Raw genomic sequence first — 20738 nt, 5'->3', positions numbered from 1 at the left:
GATTTGCAAACCATTTCTATAGTATATGATGGCAAGTCCTAAACCATACGAAAGCACGCACCAGCAAGTGCGTGCTTTCCTTATTATTCAAGCGTTTAGCGCTTTTCCATTTCTGCAAGGATGATCTTGTTGACCATCGGCGGGTTCGCTTGTCCTTTGGTTTCTTTCATCACCTGACCGACAAGGAATCCAAGGGCTTTGTCTTTTCCGTTCTTGAAGTCTTCGATGGACTGCGGGTTGTTGTCCATGATGCCGACAACGATTTCCGTCAGCTGTCCTTCGTCGGAAATCTGCACAAGTCCTTTATCCTTAACGATCTTCTCAGGATCGCCGCCTTTTTCTACTAGCTCTGTGAAGACTTTCTTCGCGATCTTGGAACTGATGGTTCCGTCTTCGATCAGCTGGATCATCTTCGCAAGAGAAGCCGGTGTCAACTCAAGCTCATGAAGTTCTTTATAGTGCTTGTTCATGTAAGCTGAAACTTCACCCATCAACCAGTTGGAAGCTTGCTTGATGTCCGCTCCTTCGGCGATTGTTTCTTCGAAGAAATCGGAAAGCTCTTTGTTGTTTGTCAGAACCATCGCATCGTACTCTGGAAGTTTCAATTCTTCGATGTAACGCTTCTTACGGGCATCTGGAAGCTCAGGAATTTCGGCACGGATGCGTTCTTTCCAAGCTTCATCGATGTGTAGAGGCACAAGATCCGGCTCTGGGAAGTAGCGGTAGTCGTCAGAACCTTCTTTGACACGCATCAGAATTGTTTCTTTCGTCTGCTCATCGTAACGACGAGTTTCCTGAAGGATTTCTCCTCCGGAAAGCAATTCTTTCTGCTGACGCTTCTCTTCGAATTCCAGACCTTTTTGTACAAAGGAGAAGGAGTTCAAGTTCTTAAGCTCTGTCTTCGTACCGAATTCTTCCTGACCGATCGGGCGGATGGAAAGGTTGGCGTCACAACGGAGTGAACCTTCTTCCATCTTACAGTCGGAAACGCCTGTGTACTGGATGATGTTTTTCAATGCTTCCAAGTACGCGTACGCTTCTTTCGGTGAACGGATGTCAGGCTCAGATACGATCTCAACAAGCGGCGTTCCTTGACGGTTGTAGTCGACAAGGGAATATCCGTCATCGCTGTGTGTCAGCTTACCTGCATCTTCTTCCATGTGAAGACGGGTAATACCGATACGCTTCTTCTTGCCATCGACTTCGATATCGATGTAACCATTCTCACCGATTGGTTTATCAAACTGGGAGATTTGATAAGCTTTCGGGTTGTCCGGGTAGAAGTAGTTTTTACGGTCGAACTTCGTGTCTGTCGCGATGTCACAGTTCAAAGCCATGGATGCTTTCATCGCAAAGTTAACGGCTTCTTCGTTCAACACCGGCAGCACACCTGGGTACCCAAGGTCGATCGGGTTCACGTTCGTATTCGGATCATCTCCGAACATGTTCGGAGACGGGCTGAAAATTTTCGAGTCTGTTTTTAATTCTACGTGGACTTCAAGTCCGATAATCGTTTCAAAATTCATTAGCGCGCACCTCCAAGGGACGGGCGTTGTTTATGATAATCAGTCGCCTGTTCGAAGGCATGAGCGGCCCGGTAAACGGTACCTTCATCAAAGTGTTTTCCGATGATCTGAAGGCCGATCGGCAGACCGTCTCCAGAGAAACCGCAAGGGATGGAGATTCCTGGTACGCCTGCAAGGTTAACCGGAATCGTCAAAATATCGTTCGCATACATCGTCATTGGATCGTCGACTTTGTCCCCTACTTTGAAGGCAGGTGTCGGTGTTGTCGGCCCGATGATGACATCGTAGTCTTCGAACACTTTTTCAAAATCGTTCTTGATCAATGTACGAACCTGCTGGGCTTTCTTGTAGTACGCATCGTAGTAACCAGAGCTCAGCGCGAAGGTTCCAAGCATGATACGGCGCTTCACTTCGTCACCGAAACCTTCGGCGCGGGAACGCATGAACATATCCAGCATGTTTTTCGCATCTTCGGCACGCTTACCGTAACGGACACCGTCGAAACGGGCCAGGTTCGCAGATGCTTCAGAAGACGAAATCAGGTAGTACGTGGATAGGGCGTACTTGGAGTGAGGAAGAGAAACTTCTTCCCAAGTCGCTCCCATTTTTTCGTATTCTTTAAGAGCAGCTTTGACTGCTTCTTTTACTTCTTCAGAAACCCCTTCAGAAAGGTATTCTTTCGGCACACCAATATTCATGCCTTTCACATCACCAGTCAGAGACTCCGTGTACTTCGGCACTTCAACGTTCGCAGATGTAGAGTCCATCTTGTCATGACCAGCGATTGTCTCAAGCAAGAACGCATTGTCTTCGACGCTGCGCGTAATTGGTCCGATCTGGTCAAGAGAAGAGGCGAACGCGATGAGTCCGAAACGGGACACACGGCCGTAAGTCGGCTTCAATCCGACCACACCACAATAAGCGGCTGGCTGACGGATCGAACCACCTGTATCAGAACCGAGGGAGTAAGGAACTTCTCCTGCGGCTACAGCTGCGGCAGAACCACCACTGGATCCACCAGGAACGTAATCGGTATTCCAAGGGTTACGAGCCGCTGCGTAGCTTGAGTTTTCATTGGAAGAACCCATCGCGAATTCATCCATGTTCAATTTTCCGATCGTAACGGACTTGGCGTCATTCAGTTTGTTGACAACGGTCGCGTCATACAAAGGATCATCCAGGTTAGACAAGATCTGGCTACCTGCTGTCGTACGCAGTCCTTTGGTTACGATGTTATCTTTCACACCGATTGGCAGACCAAAGAGCTTCGCATCATCGTTGCCGCGCTCCTGGTCAAGTTCTGCCGCCTGCTTCTTGGCCGCTTCTTTGTTCAGCGTGATAAAGGCCTGGACTTCGTCGTCCACTTCTTCGATTCGTTTGTAAGATTCCTCCACTAAATCTGTGACAGAAATCTCTTTATTATGTAGCTTCTCTTGAAGCTCACGTAATGTATAGTCAAATAAAGACATCGTCGAACCTCCTTATTCCAATACGGATGGCACTTTGAACTGTCCATCCTGCTTGTCTGGTGCATTTTTCAGTGCATCATCCTGAGAAATCCATTTCTTCGGCTCGTCCTTACGCATGACGTTCTTCAAATCAAGAACGTGGGTCGTAGGCTCGACGCCTGTTGTATCTAATTCATTCAACTGTTCGGCATACGTGATGATGTCATCAAGCTGCTTCGTGAATGTCGTTGCTTCTTCTTCCGTGATCGCAAGGCGCGCGAGATTCGCGACGTGCTTCACTTCCTCTTTGCTAATTCTGGACATAATGCGACCTCCATTTCGATCTCACATAATATATGATCATACCAAATATCAGAATCCATTTTCAACGTACGGATACACCTTTCTTAGTTTAACACATCAGAAGGGCGCTGTCTTATCGTGAAAGCTCCCTTATTTGGAAGGGTTAGTTCCGAGACTTTGTAAGTGGATGTGGTGGCTGGGAAAAAGGCTCGCTTTCCGTGGGCCAGTGATGAGCCTCCTCGAGCTGAAGCTCTCCGGGGTCCCATCTGCTACGCACTTCCCACAGGAGTCTCCCCCCCTTTCCCAACCACCACCTGAAAGAGTAACTCCGAAACTACGGTAAGATAAAGCGGCATTCTAACTGAAAGTGATGAATCATCATCTCTCTTATAAAAACAAAAAAATTCCCGGCCAAAAGACCGGGAATTTTGTAGTGAAGAACTTCTTACATTTTCGTAACTTTATCAAATTCTTCAGCAATATCTTTCGGTGGTGTACCAGAAAGACTGACAAGAATAGCGACAAGTCCACCTAGGATGAAACCAGGTACGATTTCATAAAGGTCGAAGAATCCGCCACTCAGGAAGTCTCCCCAAATGACAACGGTAACGGCACCGACGATGATTCCGGCAAGCGCACCATTACGTGTGATGCCTTTCCAGAATAGGGACAGAATGATAACGGGACCGAATGCGGCACCGAAACCTGCCCATGCGTAGGATACAAGACCAAGAACGGTGCTGTCAGGGTTACCGGCAAGAAGCACGGCGATCAAGGCGATACCGGCTACGGCAGCACGACCAACCCATACCAATTCTTTTTCTGTCGCGTTCTGACGGAACAGTGCTTTATAGAAGTCCTCTGCAAGTGCAGAAGAAGATACAAGCAACTGAGAGTCAATGGTACTCATGATAGCAGAAAGGATCGCTGCTAGTAAGATACCGGCAATGATTGGGTGGAACAGGATTTGGGAGAACGTGATGAAAATCTTCTCAGAGTCGACAAGCATCTGGATGCCGCCTTCTGTCATCACTTCTGCATTGAATGTAGAAAGATCAGCTACATCTGCTGTGTTGATGTAAGCAAGTCCAAATAGACCTGTGAAGATGGCACCGTATAGACCTAGAACCATCCAGCCGATACCGATCAAACGTGCTTTTGGAACGTCCTTAGGAGAACGTAGAGCCATGAAACGCACAAGGATGTGCGGCTGACCGAAGTAACCAAGTCCCCATGCAAGAGAAGATAGGATCGCAAGGGCACCGACACCTTGAACCATGTTCAAGTGAGATGGATCGATTTGGGCTACTGCGTCTGTCGCAGCATTCCAACCACCAAGTTCAGTAATCGCAACAATCGGCACAGCGATTAAGGCAAAGAACATCAGGATACCTTGAACAAAGTCTGTCCAACTTACGGCTAGGAATCCACCTAAGAAAGTGTAAGAAATAGTAACAATTGCGCCTAACCATAGAGCCTGTGTATAGCTCAAAGCAAAGGAAGCTTCAAACAGCTTCGCACCGGCAACCATACCGGAAGATGTATAGAAGGTGAAGAATAAAAGAATGACAGCTGCAGAAATGACACGTAACACGTGGGAGTGGTCACGGAAGCGGTTCTCAAGATAGTCTGGAACAGTAATCGAGTCATTTGCAATCTCCGTAAATACACGAAGTCGGCGTGCGACGAACTGCCAGTTTAAGTATGCACCAATAGCTAGACCGACACCGATCCAAGCTGCGGACAAGCCTCCAGCGTAAATCGCACCAGGTAAACCTAGCAGCAACCAACCACTCATGTCGGATGCACCGGCAGATAGTGCGGCAACTCCTGGACCTAAACGACGACCACCTAAGACATAGTCAGATAAATCACTTGTAAGACGATATGCAGCAAAACCGATTCCCAGCATACCGATTAAATAGACAATAAACGTTATTAACGTAGCAGTACTCATGTTTTGTTATTCGCTCCTCTCAGTGAATAGTGTAATGATAGATAGAATGATTAAAATTGGCATTGGTACAAATAACCAGAACCATGTTGCTCCAGCGATGGTTGCTGATGTTGCAGTAGCGAGTTCAAACACATTTCCACCTCCTAGATGTTGGTTTATACAATCCTATGCAAATCGTACCGACGCATGGTTCTTAAGTCATATTGACTTAAAAAAACCAAACACAGGTACAACTATATCATATAACTTTTATACGAACATTGCAAAAATTGTGTGAATAGGTCATAATTGAATGTTTATTCGTTTATATAGTATAAAAATACATATATGTGACATTTTTATGATATTCATTCACAAAATTTATTTTAAAAAATTTTAGAGGTCATAGAAAAATGGGGAAATGTTCCCTTTTCCCTACAGCGTTAGTATGTTCCATTTTTCATGAAAAAATCCCTTTCCACATACATGTGGAAGAGGGATTTTTTGGTCGTTCTATTACAGCATTTCAGACGTTGTTTTTCCTTGCATATGATGAATAAGGTAATCAGGACCACCGGCTTTTGAATCCGTTCCTGACATGTTGAAGCCACCGAATGGATGATAACCTACAATGGCAGCCGTACACCCGCGGTTGAAGTACAAATTCCCGACATGGAAGTCATCGCGTGCTTTTTCAATATGCTCGCGATTGTTGGAAATAACAGCTCCTGTTAAGCCGTAGTCGGTGTTGTTTGCGAACTGAATCGCTTCATCAAAAGATTTCGCCTTCGTGAAACCTACAACAGGACCGAAGATTTCCTCCTGCATGAGACGGGCATCCGGAGCAAGGTCAGCAAAAACAGTCGGCGCAACGAACCAGCCTTTGCTGTCGTCTCCTTTTCCGCCTGTCATCAACCTTCCTTCTTCCTTTCCGATTCCGATATAACTCATAATCTTATCATAAGCGCCCTGGTCGATCACCGGTCCCATGTAGTTGCTGTTATCGGTTGGATCACCATAGTTGACCTGTTCCTTCGTCTTCTGAACGACTCGATCCAGCAGCTCATCATACACATCTTCATGAGCAATAACACGGGAACAGGCGGAACATTTTTGTCCGGAGAATCCGAAAGCCGAATACGTAATCGCATCTGCCGCAAGCTCAAGGTCAGAATCACTGTCTACAACAATGGTATCTTTCCCGCCCATTTCAATGATGGTACGCTTCAACCACTTTTGGCCTTCGTGAACTTTTGCCGCACGTTCGAATAAACGGGTACCCACTTCACGGGAGCCTGTAAAGCTTACAAAACGCGTACGCGGGTGATCGACAAGATAGTCGCCGACTTCTTTTCCGCTTCCCGGGATGTAGTTGATGACCCCTTTCGGCAGCCCGGCTTCTTCTAACACTTCCATCATTTTATAAGCGATGATTGGAGTTGCACTCGCCGGCTTCAGAAGAACCGTATTTCCGGATACCATTGCGGCAACCGTTGTTCCACACATGATGGCAAACAGGAAGTTCCATGGGGAAATGACCACCCCTACTCCAAGCGGAATGTAATGGAACCTGTTATTTTCTATTGGACGTGAATTGATTTCCACGCCTTTATCAATTTCAAGCATCTGCCGCCCATAATACTCCATGAAGTCGATTGCTTCTGCTGTGTCCGCATCCGCTTCCTTCCATGGTTTTCCGCCTTCTTTGACAAGGTGTGCCGTGAACTCATGCTTACGACGGCGGACGATCGCTGCCGCGCGGAAAAGGATGTCTGCACGGAACTTCGCTTTCGTCTTTCTCCACCAGTCAAAGGTTTCATCTGCCACCTGATGAGCTTTCTCAGCAAGATCCTGGTTCGCTTTCGACACATAGCCGATGACTTCTTTCTTGTTAGCCGGATTAACGACCTTGATCTTGTCATCCGTGACAATTCTCTCCCCACCGATGATGAGAGGGTACTCTTTTCCAAGGTCCGCTTCTACCTGCTTAATTGCCGCCTGCAGAGCTTTCCGATTTTCTTCCACTGTGAAATCAGTAAATGGTTCGTGTTTGTAAGGGACTACCATGAAAAACCGCCTCCTTGAAAAGTAAGATGGGTGACGCTATGTAATAGTTTGAAAATTACCACATTAAGCGTTTCCATAACTATTCTATCGTAACGGTGAATCTAGTTCAATCGATTGAGATGGATTTGAAGTGATATATTTATATATACACTATTGAACGCTATCCATCGGATCTATGCTCGGAAATTCTCTTATTTAATCACATTTTGTCGAATATTGCTATAAACCGTACTTTATTATTTATCATGAAACCCATTTCCTATTTGCCTCAATCTTGTTATTTGACGATTAGAATACACGCCTATAAAATGGTCATGTCAATATTTTTTGCCTTAATGCAAAAATCAAAGTCTCATTCAGAGGTGCGTGTGTAACTATGATTGAACTTTTAAAAGAGTTAAATCCCGTACTACAGGCTCTTTTAGGCACGTTATTCACATGGGGCATGACCGCTCTTGGTGCCTCTCTTGTCTTTTTCGTAAAAGGTTCGAATCAAAAATTCCTTGATAGTATGCTTGCCTTTGCTGGTGGGGTTATGATTGCGGCAAGCTATTGGTCGCTTCTAGCTCCAGCCATCGAAATGTCTTCAGAGGGACCTGTTCCCTCCTGGTTCCCAGCTGCTGTAGGCTTTTTATTAGGTGGAGCCCTATTGCTCCTCATCGACCGCATGCTGCCTGCATTAGATACGGATCGTTACTTATATGATATTAAAGATGAGAAGGCAAAAAACCGAACCGCACTTCTCGTCTTTTCCATGACTCTTCATAATATTCCAGAAGGACTGGCCGTCGGCGTTGCGTTTGGTGCATTAGCTTCTAATGGAACCGAGGCCACTCTAGCCGGTGCAGTAGCCCTTGCCATCGGAATTGGCATACAGAATTTCCCTGAAGGGACTGCGGTGTCTATGCCTCTTCACCGTGATGGGATGGGGAAAAAGAAAAGTTTCCTATTCGGACAATTTTCCGGCATGGTTGAACCCATGGCCGCTGTCATCGGCGCTTTTGCTGTTATTGCCATTGAGCCGATTCTGCCTTATGCTTTGAGTTTTGCGGCAGGAGCGATGATTTTTGTTGTAGCTAAAGAAATCATTCCTGGTTCCCACGAGAAAGGGAACGTAAATCTGGCTTCCATCAGTCTTATGCTTGGTTTCACTGTCATGATGACGCTGGATGTTGCTCTTGGATAATAGAAAAAAGACCGCACAGGATTTTCCTGTGCGGTCTTTCTATTATTCATACACATGAACGAAAGGTTCCTGCTCGCCGGCTCTTTTAACGATCAGGCTTTCCGGTTCATCCATACTGTGGATATTCACTTGAACATTGTAATGGTCGGCAAACATTTCGTTTACAAGACTGTACACATATTGTGTAAAACCGACAACTTCCGATTCGGATTGGAACTGGATCGGAATTTCAATCGAAACTTCGCGAAGGTCGTTATTGACGTAAAATCCATTGGCAATCATCCCTACGAAGTTCGGGAAGTAGTCGGAAACTTCTTTTCGGAAGTCTGAAAAGATCTGTGAATCATCGAAGTGATCGTCTTCTGCTTCCTTGGAAGGAAACAGCACATGCTTTTCATCGATGTTATCCCAACCATTGATGGTAAGGTCAGATCCTTTGACATACGTTTTACTTAAAAACTTGCCTGGAACTTTCGAACTTGCTTCCTCTTCTTCATATAAGGCGAATACGACCGGTACACCATTGAGCTCTTCTCTTTCCCGAATCCGCTTCAAAATCTCTCCCGCGTATTCCTTCCCTTTTTGAAGGAGTTCTTCGGTCGAGTGGTCCTCAGAAAAGCTTCGGTCCTCAGCGGTAAAGTTGTAGACGGTTCTCAATGAGATTCCGATGGTCAACCCTCTCAATTCCACCTTGTTTTCATCTTGTCTGACTAAGTAATTCTGCTCGATGATATTTGAGATATAACGGGGGCTTTCACGAAACTCTTCTTCGGTCGCTTCATCTTCGTTAAGCTCGGGATTCAAGCCGTCTTCATTGCTCCCACTCTCCCTGCCTAACCACCGAAGCAGCGTATCGCCTTCAAAGTATTGTCCCGGTTGAAAGAAATACTTGTCCGGATTAAAGTATTCTTTGGAATGACGGCGAAGGCCGCTTTCGAATTCATCAATGTCCATCCGGTTCCCCATCTGGTTCGTCGTCACCGCACGTGCCGTTGAAACCTTCGGACTGCTCTCTGTCAGAATCATCCGGTAATCCTGCTCCGACATACTGTAGTTCGGGATGATGGCGGATTGATTATTTTTTTCATCTTTCGTTTCTTGTATGACTTCTTCTCTATTGTCAAAAACGGGCGTACACGCGCTTACGACGAGCAAAGAACTAAGCAACAGTGCGTGCATCTTCCTCATGCTTTCCACTCCCTTAATGAGACCAGCCGGAGCGCGTATGTTTTCCTACGCTCCGGCTACTCTTGTATAACCATAAAACGTTTTGTATCGATCAGGATAGAGCGTCTTTGAACTGCGCTTCACCCCAAATTTCAATCCCCAGGTCTGATGCTTTCGCGTACTTGGAACCAGCGTCTTCGCCAGCGATGAGAAGGTCAGTCTTCTTACTCACACTTCCTGTCACTTTCCCGCCAAGTTCCTCAATCATTTTTTTCATGTCCGAACGGCTGTATTCTTCCATTTTCCCTGTGATTACCACGGTCTTATCGTTGAAAGGAGAATCGACCGGCTGATCACTCTTCTTCGCACCCTTATACTCCATATTCAGGCCGAGCTGCTTCAATTCTTCCAATAACTGTATGACCTGGTCTTCGTCAAAATAGCTGGCAATCGACTCGGCCATTTTGCTGCCGATTTCAGGGATGGCTTCAAGCGCAGCGGCATCCGCTTCGACGAGCGCGTCCATATGTTCAAAATGCTGGGCAAGCGTACTCGCTGCCTTCGAACCTACGTAACGGACTCCCAGTCCGAACAGCAGTCGCTCCAGGGAGTTTTCTTTTGAAGCTTCAATCGCATTCAAAAGGTTCTCCACGGATTTTTCACCCATACGGTCAAGCTGCAGCAGCTCCTCACGGTCGAGTTTATACAAGTCTGCGATCGTATGGATCAAGTTTTCCTGGAACAGTTGGGCGATCACTTTTTCCCCAAGGCCTTCGATATCCATCGCATTTCTTGAAACGAAGTGGATCAAGCCTTCCCGTAGTTGAGCCGGGCAGTTCGGGTTCACACATCGTAAGGCGACTTCTTCATCAAGGCGGACGAGCTGACTGCCACACTCCGGACATTCTTCCGGCATGCGGTACGGCTCTTCTTCACCAGTCCGCTGATCTTCAACTACACGGACCACTTCAGGAATGATGTCTCCCGCTTTCTTGATGACGACGGTATCTCCGATGCGGATATCTTTCTCGATGATCAGGTCTTCATTGTGTAAAGATGCGCGTTGAACCGTTGTTCCTGCGACTTTGACAGGATCAAGAATCGCTGTCGGTGTCACGGCACCTGTACGACCGACACTGAGTTCAATGTCTTTGAGTTTCGTAATCGCTTCTTCGGCTGGGAATTTGTAAGCCGTTGCCCAGCGCGGGCTCTTCGCTGTAAAGCCGAGGTCTTCCTGTTGATCGAGGCTGTCCACTTTGATGACGATACCATCAATCTCGTAATCAAGGTCAGCACGGTGTTCGACCCAGCTATTGACATAGTCGATGACCTCTTCGATATCGTTACACTTTTTCCACTCCGGATTGGTTTTCAGTCCGAGCTCTTTCATTTTCTCCAGGCGCTCACTGTGCGCTTCGGTCGGATCGTTTTCCCACACACCGATGCCATAAAGGAAAATATCGAGGTTACGCTTGGCCGCGATTTTCGGGTCCAGCTGCCTTAGAGAACCCGCAGCTGCGTTTCGCGGGTTGGCAAAAGGCTCTTCCCCATTCGATTCCTTGGCTTCATTCAGAGCCATGAATGACTTCTTCGGCATATACGCTTCACCACGGACTTCAACAGTCATCGGCTCTTTCAAGCGAAGAGGAATGTTGCGGATGGTACGCAGGTTCTTCGTAATGTCTTCCCCAGTCGTCCCATCTCCACGAGTCGCTCCCCGAACGAAGATCCCATCTTCATATTTCAAAGAAACCGCAAGACCGTCGATTTTCAGTTCACATACGTAATTGACCTCTGCATCGGTCCCGTTTTTGACACGACGGTCAAAATCACGGAGTTCTTCATCATTGAAGGCATTTCCCAGGCTCAGCATCGGGATATCGTGCTGCACTTTTACAAAAGCATCAAGTGGCTTACCTCCAACCCGCTGAGAAGGTGAATCGGGTGTCTGCAAATCTGGATGCGCTTCTTCAAGATTGATCAATTCCTGCATTTTTTTATCATATTCATAGTCCGAAACACTCGGATCATCGAGCGTGTGGTACTCGTAGCTGTACTGCTCAAGATCCTTTCTAAGTGCTTCGATTTTTTGCTTAGCTTCCGTTGCGTTCATATCCATCCACTTCCTTACGCTTTCGTAATCGGAGCAAAACGGGCAAGCAGGCGCTTGATGCCTGTCGGTGCCGGGAAGGCGATATCGAGTTCCATCGCATCTCCTTCGCCCTGCACTTTGACGACCGTTCCTTCGCCCCACTTCTTATGCTGCGCTTTGTCGCCCGGCTGCCAGCCGATTTTCTCGCCGCCTGAGGATGCTTTTTTCTCAGGTTTCTTCGCGGCCCGTTTCTTAGGAGCCGCTTGAGGCTTCGCCCCGAACGGCGTACTTTCACGTTTTTTATTGAAAAATGGCAGCTCTTCCTTCTGTTCTTTTCCTTCAACCAGCTCTTCCGGAATTTCATGGATAAAGCGACTGATTGGATTCATGTTTGTCCGTCCGTAAAGGGTGCGCATTTTGGCATGGGAAATGAACAATTCTTTCTCTGCACGGGTGATCCCGACATAAGCAAGACGGCGTTCTTCTTCCATCTCCTCTTCATCCATAAGTGCACGGCTGTGCGGGAAGACGTTCTCCTCCATACCGATCAGGAAGACGACCGGGAATTCCAGACCTTTCGCAGAGTGCAGGGTCATCAACGTCACTGTATCATCACTACTAGGGTCTTCATTCATAGAATCAATATCCGCAATCAGTGCAAGATCGGTCAAGAAAGCGACCAGTGTCTTATCTTCCGCGTTTTCTTCAAAGTTCTTCGTCACAGATTTGAATTCTTCGATGTTCTCAAGGCGGCTTTGTGCTTCAATGCTCTTCTCGTTCATAAGCATCTCTTCATAGCCGGTCTTATCGATGACTTCCTGAACCATATCAGTCGCAGAAAGGAATTCCTGCTGTTCAGCCCACGTCTGGATCATTTTACGGAAACTCATGATCGCTTTCGCTGCTTTCGCACTCACGCCGACGAAATCGACTTCGGCTGCCGCTTCATAAAGGGAAATATCGTGATCGGCCGCATAGGCAAGCATCTTATCCATACTCGTTTTCCCGACACCGCGTTTCGGTTCGTTGACCACACGCTGGAAGCTGAGGTCGTCGTTCGGGTTTGCGATCAGACGCAGGTAAGCAAGCATGTCCTTGATCTCTTTACGATCATAGAACTTCGTCCCACCGATCATTTGGTACGGCACGCCAGCTTTGACGAACGTTTCCTCAATCGTACGGGACTGAGCGTTCGTACGGTACAAAATCGCAACATCCTGGTAACGGAACTTCCCTTGGCGGACGAGGTCTTCAATTTTATCTGTGACAAAAAGACCTTCTTCACGTTCCGTGCCTGCTTGGTGGTAATGGATCTTCTCTCCACCTTTATTATCCGTCCAAAGACGCTTCGGTTTACGGCCGCTGTTTTTATCGATGACATTGTTGGCAGCATCCAGGATTAATTCTGTCGAGCGGTAGTTCTGCTCAAGCAGGATCGTCCGAGCTTTCGGATAGTCACTTTCAAAGTTCAGGATGTTTTGAATATCCGCCCCGCGCCATGCATAAATCGACTGGTCGGAATCACCGACGACACATAGGTTCTGGTAACGGCTCGCCAAATGTTTGACGAGTTGATACTGGGCATGGTTCGTATCCTGATACTCATCGACATGAATGTACTGAAAACGGCGCTGGTAGGATTCCAGAACTTCCGGCACTTCATCGAAGAGTCGTAAGGTCTGCATGATCAAGTCATCGAAATCGAGCGACTGATTTTTGCGGAGTTTCTTTTGATAGCCTTTATAGATTTGGGCGATTTGTTCTTCGTGCATGTTGTTCGCCTGTTTTTCATAATCCTCTGCCGTCATCAATTCGTTCTTCGAATTACTGATGGCACCGAGCATTGCACGTGGGTCCCATTTTTTCGGATCAAGATTGATCTCTTTCAGCACTTGTTTAATGACAGAAAGCTGATCGCTCGAATCGAGGATGGAAAAGTTGCGGTCATAACCGATCCGGTCGATGTCGCGTCTAAGGATACGCACACACATCGAGTGGAACGTAGACATCCAAATCTTTTCCCCGTCTTTGCCGACAAGAGATTCGACACGCTCTTTCATTTCGCGTGCTGCTTTATTGGTAAAGGTAATCGCTAATATATTCCGTGGTGCTACATCTTTTTCACTAAGTAGATAGGCGATGCGGTGTGTCAGTACACGTGTTTTACCACTTCCGGCACCTGCCATGATGAGCAGCGGGCCTTCTGTGTGGGTCACCGCTTCTCGTTGTTCTGTATTCAAGCCTTGAATCAATGCGTTCAATGCCTGTGTCATGAGGGTCCACCATCCTTCATCTTCATTGATTTAACGGCTTCGACCGTTTTAAGAGCAACCTCTAGGTTATCATAAATCACATCGCCGACAACGATGACATCTGCGTAAGCGGCCATTTCTGCTGCCTGTTCTTCCGAACGGATGCCTCCGCCGTAGACGAGAGATGTATTTTTCAATTCACGGGCCACGTCCCTGACCAAGCCGGGGTTCCCGTAAGTACCACTGTATTCCATGTAGAAGACGGGCAGATGGAAGATGTGTTCAGCCATCCGGGCATAGGCGAGGACATCTTCATGATCCGGGAGCGTACAATTGGTCCGCTTGAACACCTTCGCTTCCGGGTTAAGGACACAATACCCTTCCGTCAGCATGTCCTGCCACTCGATCACATCGCCATATTCTTTAATCGCCTGGTGCTGCACATCGATCATCCACTTCTTATCTCCACTATTCAGGACAAGAGGAATGAAATAGGCATGAAAATCGGGCGCAATGGCTTCGATGTCTGAAACTTCAAGCACATAAGGGATGTCAAAGGACTCCAGGCGTTCCTGCAAATCCGTGACGTTTTCGAACGTGACCCCGTCTGTACCGCCGATGATGAGCGCATCTGTGCCTGATGAGCCTATCTTCTCTAAGTCTGCGTTTGTGATCGTCTTATTCGGATCAAGCTTGAACACATGATCCCACTCGCTTATATTGTACATTTCGGTCCTCCAAAACAACAGTTATCCATCTACCCATTATAGCAAATTTTCATCCCCGGGTTGAGGGGCACAACCAAACAAATCTATGACCAATCAAAAGAGGGAGTTTGAAGGGGCGGTGGGGATTAATTTGGAAATATCTGCATGACCTGGTACACCATAAATTGCAAATACATAAAAACCCACCTCTCTAAGCAAAAAGAGAGGTGGGTTGTGATTTTCTTCTGATGTAAAATGCTGGATGACAAGGTCATACAAATATTACCATAACTACCACCACTACATCCCCAAGTCATGATGGTTGTTCGGGGAGGAGGCGGGTGGATGTGAAGGTCATGGTGACGAGGCCGACGCTTAGGATGGTGATGGCGGAGAGGATGAGCGTCTCTAGGGAGAACAGGTAGCCGCTCGCACCGATGACGACAGCGTCAATCGCGAGGATGACGAAACCGACATTGACTTTGCACCAATCGGCGATCATTTGCGCGAGGAGGTCAGTGCCGCCCGTGCTCGTATGCATCCGGAGCATCAAACCGATTCCCCCACCCACAAGTGCCCCTCCTATGATGGAACTGATCGCTGGATCGAGCGGCAGGTGATGGGCGCGCAGCCCTTGGAGAACGTCAATGGAAAAAGAAGAAATGAGCAGTCCATGCAGACTGTTGTAGAAATAAGAGCGGTAAAAGAACCAGGCAAGCGTAAAGATTGGAATGCTGAAGCAGATGATCGTCAGTCCTACTTCAAGCCCCCATATGTAATTGGCAATCATCCCGATTCCAATGATGCCTCCATCCAACACATGATCCGGAATCAGGAAAAAGTTGATGCCGAGTGAAAGTATCATACTGCCGAGAATGATCATGGCGCCTTTTTTCAACATCGTTTTCATCGGACAGGTCCCCTTCCATAGTACTAGCCTATGCCTGTCCGGTTTCTCTTAGAATCATGGATGGTTTTTCTCCGCAGCCATCAAAAAAGACTGCCCACATCCTGTTGGCAGCCTCTCCTCACCTATTCGGTTTGTTTCGCTTGTACACGGTCAAGCGCTTGTGTATAAGCGTCATTGCCATAATTCAAGCAGCGTTTCACACGGGAGATCGTCGCCGTGGATGCACCTGTTTCGGTTTCAATTTTATGATAAGTGAAGCCTTCACGCAGCATGCGCGCTACTTCCAATCGCTGAGCGAGTGACTGGACTTCATTCATCGTTGCGAGATCATCGAAGAATTCATAGCATTCTTCTACACTTTGTAAAGATAATACCGCTTCGAACAGTTGATCGAGCGTCTTTCCTCTCAATTTATCGATCTGCATGCCTTTTCCCTCCTTACTCCGTTTCTACTGCGGCGTTCCCTGGAATGATGTTCACCCAAGTCTTACCCGGGGTAAATGCCAGCGCGCTGCCGTCTTTATAGGGAAGCAATCGTCCATCGACGTTCTTCCACTCTACTTCTTTCATTTGTCCTTTTTGTAAAAGATACCCGTTCCCGCCTGAAGTAAGATCGATCACTCGACGACCTGCGCCATCGATGATTTGATGGTCCGTTTCTAGTATCCAGACATTTTCAACGGCCACACGTTCCTCATTCAAACGGTCGATGGTCGGCTCTCCATCACTGGAACGTAAAAACTGCTCGTTTTCAGAATCATAGGTGAACCTCACATTCGTCCGACTGCCATATGTGATCTGAACGTCATCCACCGGCGTACCAGCGAAGGAGTCTTTCTCAGTAAAAGGCAGCGCTTCAGGTGCCCCTTCAGCATCATAGCCTTTAGTTGCAGCCGCCTGCTCGACTCCCTCTGTCAAAAGATAAGAGTTGTGAGGGGCTGAACGATCGGAGGACCGTTCAAATAACCAGCCGTTGTTATCATACATCGCTCCATCCAGATAATCGATCCCGCTGCTGGCTACCTGCTGATTGATGGCCATGGACGCCCCGTGGTACGTGTAAAGCGCATCAAACCCATCAGCGATTTTGAAATAATATGGACGTGCACTTCTTACCGGACCTATTGTATCAGGAATCTCACTGTGGAACAAAGCAAGGAAGCGTGTGATCTGCCCCTCTGCCAAAATTTCATAGACAATATCGGCCTGGCTCAACCCTGATTGCGGTCTTGCTTTCGTGTGATTGTTCACCATGACGGACAAGGCCCGATGATCGGCTTTATCCGCCGTCGGTTCCCCTGTCAGTGGGAACATTTCTGTATAGGCTTGTTCGGTTTCTTCCTTTTCATCAACGATCACGTTTTCTTCTGTCTCTATTTGTTCTTCGACCGCTGTTTCTTTCTCTTTCGTATCTTCAGGTTGTACAGCCCCTGCTTCCTCGTTACAGGCGGTGAGCAGAAGGACGATAAGCAAGCTGAAGAATGTAAGCTTTCTCAATAACAGCACTTCCCTCTTTTATTTTAACGCATTATTGAAGGAAAGAGTACCTCTTTCTTTTTCACATCCATGATTCCAAGCGGTGTAATCCGGATGAACGGCAGGTGCATGGACGATAAAAAGAGGAGCGTGTAGACGGGATCATTGAACGTAAACCCATGCTGCAGCAGGCAATCTTTTAATTTCGCTTCTTCCTCTATAAGCTCTTTCATCGGCAGATCGGCCATTACGCCGCCAAGGGCCAACGGAAGTTCATAAAGGACTTCACCTTCATTCACCAGCACAATCCCGCCACCGATTTCCTTCATGCGTTGAAAGGCCTTCTTCATATCTTTACGTGATTTCCCTGTCAATATGATATCGCCTGTATTGCTGTAAGAGCTGACAAGGCCGCCTAAGGTCTGTGTGAACCCTTTCAGCAGCGTATTGACCATCCATTCCCCTTCCCGGTCCATCAGCATGAGGTAAGATTCTTTATTGTCCTCACTCAGCCGGTCGGTGTAAACATCTGTGTCGATGGCATATGGTTTCATGATGACATCATTCACCATCTCAAGACCGATCGGCATGGAAAACTGCATATCCGCATCGGTCACTTCCCAATCGAGATCAAGCGGCTTCACTCCATTTTTCTTCCACTGTATCGGTGTTTCTTTTTCCAAAACTTCGCCGTCACGCTTCGTCCACTCGCCTTTAGCAATCACAGAGTGGGGCATCGGGTCTTTCGGATGTGATAAAAAGTTCAGGTGAGCGACGCGCCCGGCGTTCAAGCTCCCCACACGATTTTCTATTCCGAAGTGACGGGCCGCATAATACGTAGCCATCATATATGCATCGATTTCCGGCACGCCTGCATCCAATGCGATTTGGATACATGGATTGATCAGTCCTTCACGATAAAAGCCAGGCGTCGATCCATCTGTCGTGTACATCATATGGTCGAAGTGGTTGTGACCTTGATCCACTAACCCTTGTAAAATATCCGGAAGATCCGGACGGATGGAAGAATAGCGCAAACCTGTATGATAACCGATTTCCAAGCGCTTCAGTACATCATCAGCGGTCATCGATTCGTGTTCTGAATCCATACCGAGCAAACGCATTTTCACAAGCGTTTGTTCAGATGCACCCGGCAGGTGAGCTTCCAATGGCTTTCTTGAGCGTTTGGTCTCCTGCATAAAATGCAGAATCTGCTCGTCTCCATGGTGAAGAACATCCGGCCAGGCGGTCAGCTCCCCGCCCTGAATTACGGCATCATGAGTAATCCAGTCCGGAATCTGCGAATCGAAAGCGTGACGATCTTCGTCACGCAGCACTGACTGCGGGTCAAAACGGGCCCACCAGTACATCGTAGCCGGCAAATCCATGAATTCTTCCAATAAAGAAAACGCTTTCTCTTTTTCCGTTAAAAAAAGCCACATCAAGTTATCGTTGACGAGCGTTGTCGTCCCGGTCTCTGCCGCATATTCTGCAAAGCTCTGGGGATTATATAACTGAAATGGATGGGCATGCGGTTCAACGTAGCCAGGCACAATATAACTGTCTGTGCCATCAATGATTTCCGTACCTTCAGTATAGGAAGGAAGCTCTTGGCCGGTATAGATGATGCGGTCATCATACAACCAAATATGGCCATGCATCCATTTCTTTAAGTAAACATTCAAGTATGTTGTGTTTTTGATTAATTTCGTCGGCGCCGTTTTTCCATCAATGATGGCTGCATGTTCACGCAGCTGACGGTTCCGCCAACGGAAACGTGTTTCGTTCATGGAGCGTACCTCCCTGAGATCATTATGTTCTATGGTAACACAGGATATTCCATTCTGGTAAGGAGGAAGCACAATGAAACCGAATATCGGAATCATCAACAGTATGGTCCGTATCACCGCAGGTCTTAGTATGCTGACCTATTTGACCATCCGTGGTTCACGCAGAGAGTGTGATTCTTCTCATCCGCTTCTGATTATGTTGTCTGCATTGAAAGTTGCGGAAGGAATTGTACGTTTCTGCCCTTTGACCGCCGTCTATGAAGAAATGTCTACAGAAAAAGACGGCATCGAGCAAAGCTGGCAGCAGAATATTCCGCAGGACCAATAAACGCGGAGGTGTCCGGCATGTTTCTGCCGATGATTTTCTTGTTCCGTCGATATATTAAAAATTGGGCCGATAAAAATAAAGTTTAGCCGATATATCTATATTTTAATTGATATAACCAGATTTTAATTGATATATCACCATCACCAACAAAAGAAGAGCGGGCGGCCCCGCTCTTTCTTCAAAAGGATGAAACGTATGGATTTTATGGAATACTTCACAGATGTCGGTTTCGTCATTGTCACCATCATCGGATCGATTGCCGCTTTATTCTATGTCGGCATGAGAAGCCGCAGAAGAGACTGATGATCGTCCGATATCCCTTCGATAGAAAAAGTCGCTCTGATCCTCAAACGGCTGTAGCGATTGATACGTACGGTCCAGCGCTTGCGCCAAGTCTTCTCCTTTACTTCCAACTAGAAGAACGCGCCCGCCGCTGGATACATAGTTCCCGTCTTCCCAAGCGGTGCCTGCATGGACGACAAAGCCATCTTCCGCTGCTTTCAACTCAGGTAACGGACGCCCTTTTTCATAAGCCCCCGGATAGCCTTCAGAAGCGATGACAACCCCTGCACAGTAACCCTCCAACCACATCAGGTCAGGATTTTTCCCGTCCAGCACATCGATCATCACTTGTACAAGATCATTTTTCAGTAAAGGCAGGACAACCTGCGTTTCCGGATCACCGAAGCGCGCATTGAACTCAATCACTTTTGGACCTGTGGGAGTTTCGATCAGGCCTGCGTACAGGATGCCGGTAAACGATCGGCCTTCCTCTACCATCGCTGCCGCTACTGGTTTTACGATTTCCTCGACGGCAAACGCGTACGACCAATTATTCAATCCCTTTACAGGAGCAAAAGCACCCATCCCGCCTGTATTTGGACCCTGATCTCCATCATAGGCCCGCTTATGATCTTTCGCAGGGAGCATCGGATAGACTTCCGCACCATTCACAAACGCCATCAGGGAGAACTCATCCCCTGCCAAAAATTCCTCCACGACGATTTCCCGGCTCGCATCACCGAACTGGCCGTTTTTAAGCATATCCTCCACTGCTGTCAGCGCTTCGTCCACAGTTTCAGCTACGACCACACCTTTTCCAGCTGCCAGTCCATCCGCCTTCACCACAATCGGTGCGCCTTTTTCTTTAATGAAGGCTTGAGCGGCTTCTACTTCTGAAAAAGCAGCGTACCCAGCAGTCGGAATCTCGTATTTGTGCATCAGCTGTTTGGCAAAATGTTTGCTTCCTTCGATAAGTGCAGCCGCTTTGGTCGGACCGAATACCCGCAGGTCCGCTTCCTGAAAAGCGTCCACCAAACCATCAAGCAAAGGGTTTTCCGGCCCTACTACGGTCAGTTCTACATTGTTCTCGCGGGCAAAAGCAACCAGCCCTTCGAAATCTTGCTCACTCGTATCGATGCATTCAGCAACCGTACTCATCCCTGCATTTCCAGGGGCAGCGAAAATGCGCTCGACCTGATCACTTTCTGCAAACTTCTGCACAAGGCTGTGCTCACGGCCTCCTCGACCGACGACCAATACGTTCATAA

The 20738-nt window shown here is 47.5% G+C and carries 18 protein-coding genes; 3 read left to right on the top strand and 15 right to left on the bottom strand.

Going from position 1 to position 20738, the window contains the following annotated elements:
• Window positions 1-95: 95 nt before the first annotated feature.
• From gatB to pruA, 6 genes are all read right to left on the bottom strand, one after another.
• Window positions 96-1526: an Asp-tRNA(Asn)/Glu-tRNA(Gln) amidotransferase subunit GatB gene (gene gatB / locus GLW00_RS10830; RefSeq protein ID WP_160913942.1), complete on the bottom strand. Its 1431-nt coding sequence runs from the start codon at window positions 1524-1526 to the stop codon at window positions 96-98.
• Window positions 1526-2995, bottom strand: coding sequence for an Asp-tRNA(Asn)/Glu-tRNA(Gln) amidotransferase subunit GatA (gatA, locus tag GLW00_RS10825; RefSeq protein WP_160913940.1), 1470 nt, complete (start codon window positions 2993-2995; stop codon window positions 1526-1528). Before gatA ends, gatB begins: the two co-directional genes overlap by 1 nt.
• Window positions 2996-3007: 12 nt before the next feature.
• Window positions 3008-3298, bottom strand: a complete 291-nt coding sequence (gatC, locus tag GLW00_RS10820; RefSeq protein ID WP_089651494.1) for an Asp-tRNA(Asn)/Glu-tRNA(Gln) amidotransferase subunit GatC — start codon at window positions 3296-3298, stop codon at window positions 3008-3010.
• A 424-nt stretch (window positions 3299-3722) separates the two neighbouring features.
• Complete coding sequence (gene putP, locus GLW00_RS10815; RefSeq protein ID WP_160913938.1) at window positions 3723-5234, bottom strand: sodium/proline symporter PutP; 1512 nt, start codon at window positions 5232-5234, stop codon at window positions 3723-3725.
• Window positions 5235-5240: 6 nt separating this feature from the next.
• Window positions 5241-5366 carry a hypothetical protein gene (locus tag GLW00_RS20810; RefSeq protein WP_272482815.1) on the bottom strand — a complete coding sequence of 42 codons (126 nt, stop codon included), beginning with the start codon at window positions 5364-5366 and terminating at the stop codon, window positions 5241-5243.
• Window positions 5367-5729: 363 nt separating this feature from the next.
• Window positions 5730-7280: an L-glutamate gamma-semialdehyde dehydrogenase gene (gene pruA / locus GLW00_RS10810; protein WP_160913936.1), complete on the bottom strand. Its 1551-nt coding sequence runs from the start codon at window positions 7278-7280 to the stop codon at window positions 5730-5732.
• A gap of 376 nt (window positions 7281-7656) precedes the next feature.
• Between pruA and GLW00_RS10805 the strand changes: the two genes are divergently transcribed.
• Complete coding sequence (locus GLW00_RS10805) at window positions 7657-8466, top strand: ZIP family metal transporter (protein WP_160913934.1); 810 nt, start codon at window positions 7657-7659, stop codon at window positions 8464-8466.
• 42 nt (window positions 8467-8508) lie between these two features.
• Here GLW00_RS10805 and GLW00_RS10800 read toward each other — a convergent pair whose 3' ends face one another.
• From GLW00_RS10800 to GLW00_RS10765, 8 genes are all read right to left on the bottom strand, one after another.
• Complete coding sequence (locus GLW00_RS10800) at window positions 8509-9654, bottom strand: CamS family sex pheromone protein (RefSeq protein WP_160913932.1); 1146 nt, start codon at window positions 9652-9654, stop codon at window positions 8509-8511.
• 91 nt (window positions 9655-9745) lie between these two features.
• The gene (gene ligA / locus GLW00_RS10795; RefSeq protein ID WP_160913930.1) at window positions 9746-11746 is read right to left on the bottom strand and encodes an NAD-dependent DNA ligase LigA; all 2001 of its coding nucleotides are present in this window, start codon (window positions 11744-11746) and stop codon (window positions 9746-9748) included.
• A 14-nt stretch (window positions 11747-11760) separates the two neighbouring features.
• The gene (gene pcrA, locus GLW00_RS10790) at window positions 11761-13998 is read right to left on the bottom strand and encodes a DNA helicase PcrA (RefSeq protein ID WP_160913928.1); all 2238 of its coding nucleotides are present in this window, start codon (window positions 13996-13998) and stop codon (window positions 11761-11763) included.
• A complete protein-coding gene (gene pcrB / locus GLW00_RS10785) occupies window positions 13995-14705 on the bottom strand; it encodes a heptaprenylglyceryl phosphate synthase (RefSeq protein WP_160913926.1) in 711 nt (236 codons plus the stop codon). Before pcrB ends, pcrA begins: the two co-directional genes overlap by 4 nt.
• Before the next feature lie 292 nt (window positions 14706-14997).
• Window positions 14998-15585 (bottom strand): YitT family protein, encoded by a 588-nt coding sequence (locus tag GLW00_RS10780; protein ID WP_160914306.1) that lies wholly within the window; start codon window positions 15583-15585, stop codon window positions 14998-15000.
• 131 nt (window positions 15586-15716) lie between these two features.
• On the bottom strand, window positions 15717-16019 hold the full coding sequence (locus GLW00_RS10775) for a YerC/YecD family TrpR-related protein (protein ID WP_089651501.1): 303 nt from the start codon (window positions 16017-16019) through the stop codon (window positions 15717-15719).
• Window positions 16020-16032: 13 nt separating this feature from the next.
• Window positions 16033-17091, bottom strand: coding sequence for a DUF3048 domain-containing protein (locus GLW00_RS10770; RefSeq protein WP_160913924.1), 1059 nt, complete (start codon window positions 17089-17091; stop codon window positions 16033-16035).
• A gap of 23 nt (window positions 17092-17114) precedes the next feature.
• Window positions 17115-18860, bottom strand: coding sequence for an adenine deaminase C-terminal domain-containing protein (locus GLW00_RS10765; RefSeq protein WP_160913922.1), 1746 nt, complete (start codon window positions 18858-18860; stop codon window positions 17115-17117).
• A 73-nt stretch (window positions 18861-18933) separates the two neighbouring features.
• Here GLW00_RS10765 and GLW00_RS10760 point away from each other — a divergent pair, with 73 nt between their 5' ends.
• Both GLW00_RS10760 and GLW00_RS20895 read left to right on the top strand, forming a co-directional pair.
• Window positions 18934-19188: a YgaP family membrane protein gene (locus GLW00_RS10760; RefSeq protein WP_160913920.1), complete on the top strand. Its 255-nt coding sequence runs from the start codon at window positions 18934-18936 to the stop codon at window positions 19186-19188.
• Between the two features lie 195 nt (window positions 19189-19383).
• Window positions 19384-19491, top strand: coding sequence for an EYxxD motif small membrane protein (locus GLW00_RS20895; protein WP_335808466.1), 108 nt, complete (start codon window positions 19384-19386; stop codon window positions 19489-19491).
• Here the strand turns inward: GLW00_RS20895 and purD are convergent.
• The gene (gene purD, locus GLW00_RS10755; protein ID WP_160913918.1) at window positions 19453-20736 is read right to left on the bottom strand and encodes a phosphoribosylamine--glycine ligase; all 1284 of its coding nucleotides are present in this window, start codon (window positions 20734-20736) and stop codon (window positions 19453-19455) included. The genes GLW00_RS20895 and purD overlap by 39 nt on opposite strands.
• Window positions 20737-20738: the final 2 nt, after the last annotated feature.

This window comes from Halobacillus litoralis, assembly GCF_009856445.1.
Classification (GTDB): domain Bacteria; phylum Bacillota; class Bacilli; order Bacillales; family Halobacillaceae; genus Halobacillus; species Halobacillus litoralis.
Note: the sequence above shows the minus strand (reverse complement) of the source record. Positions and strands in the feature narration are given on the sequence as shown.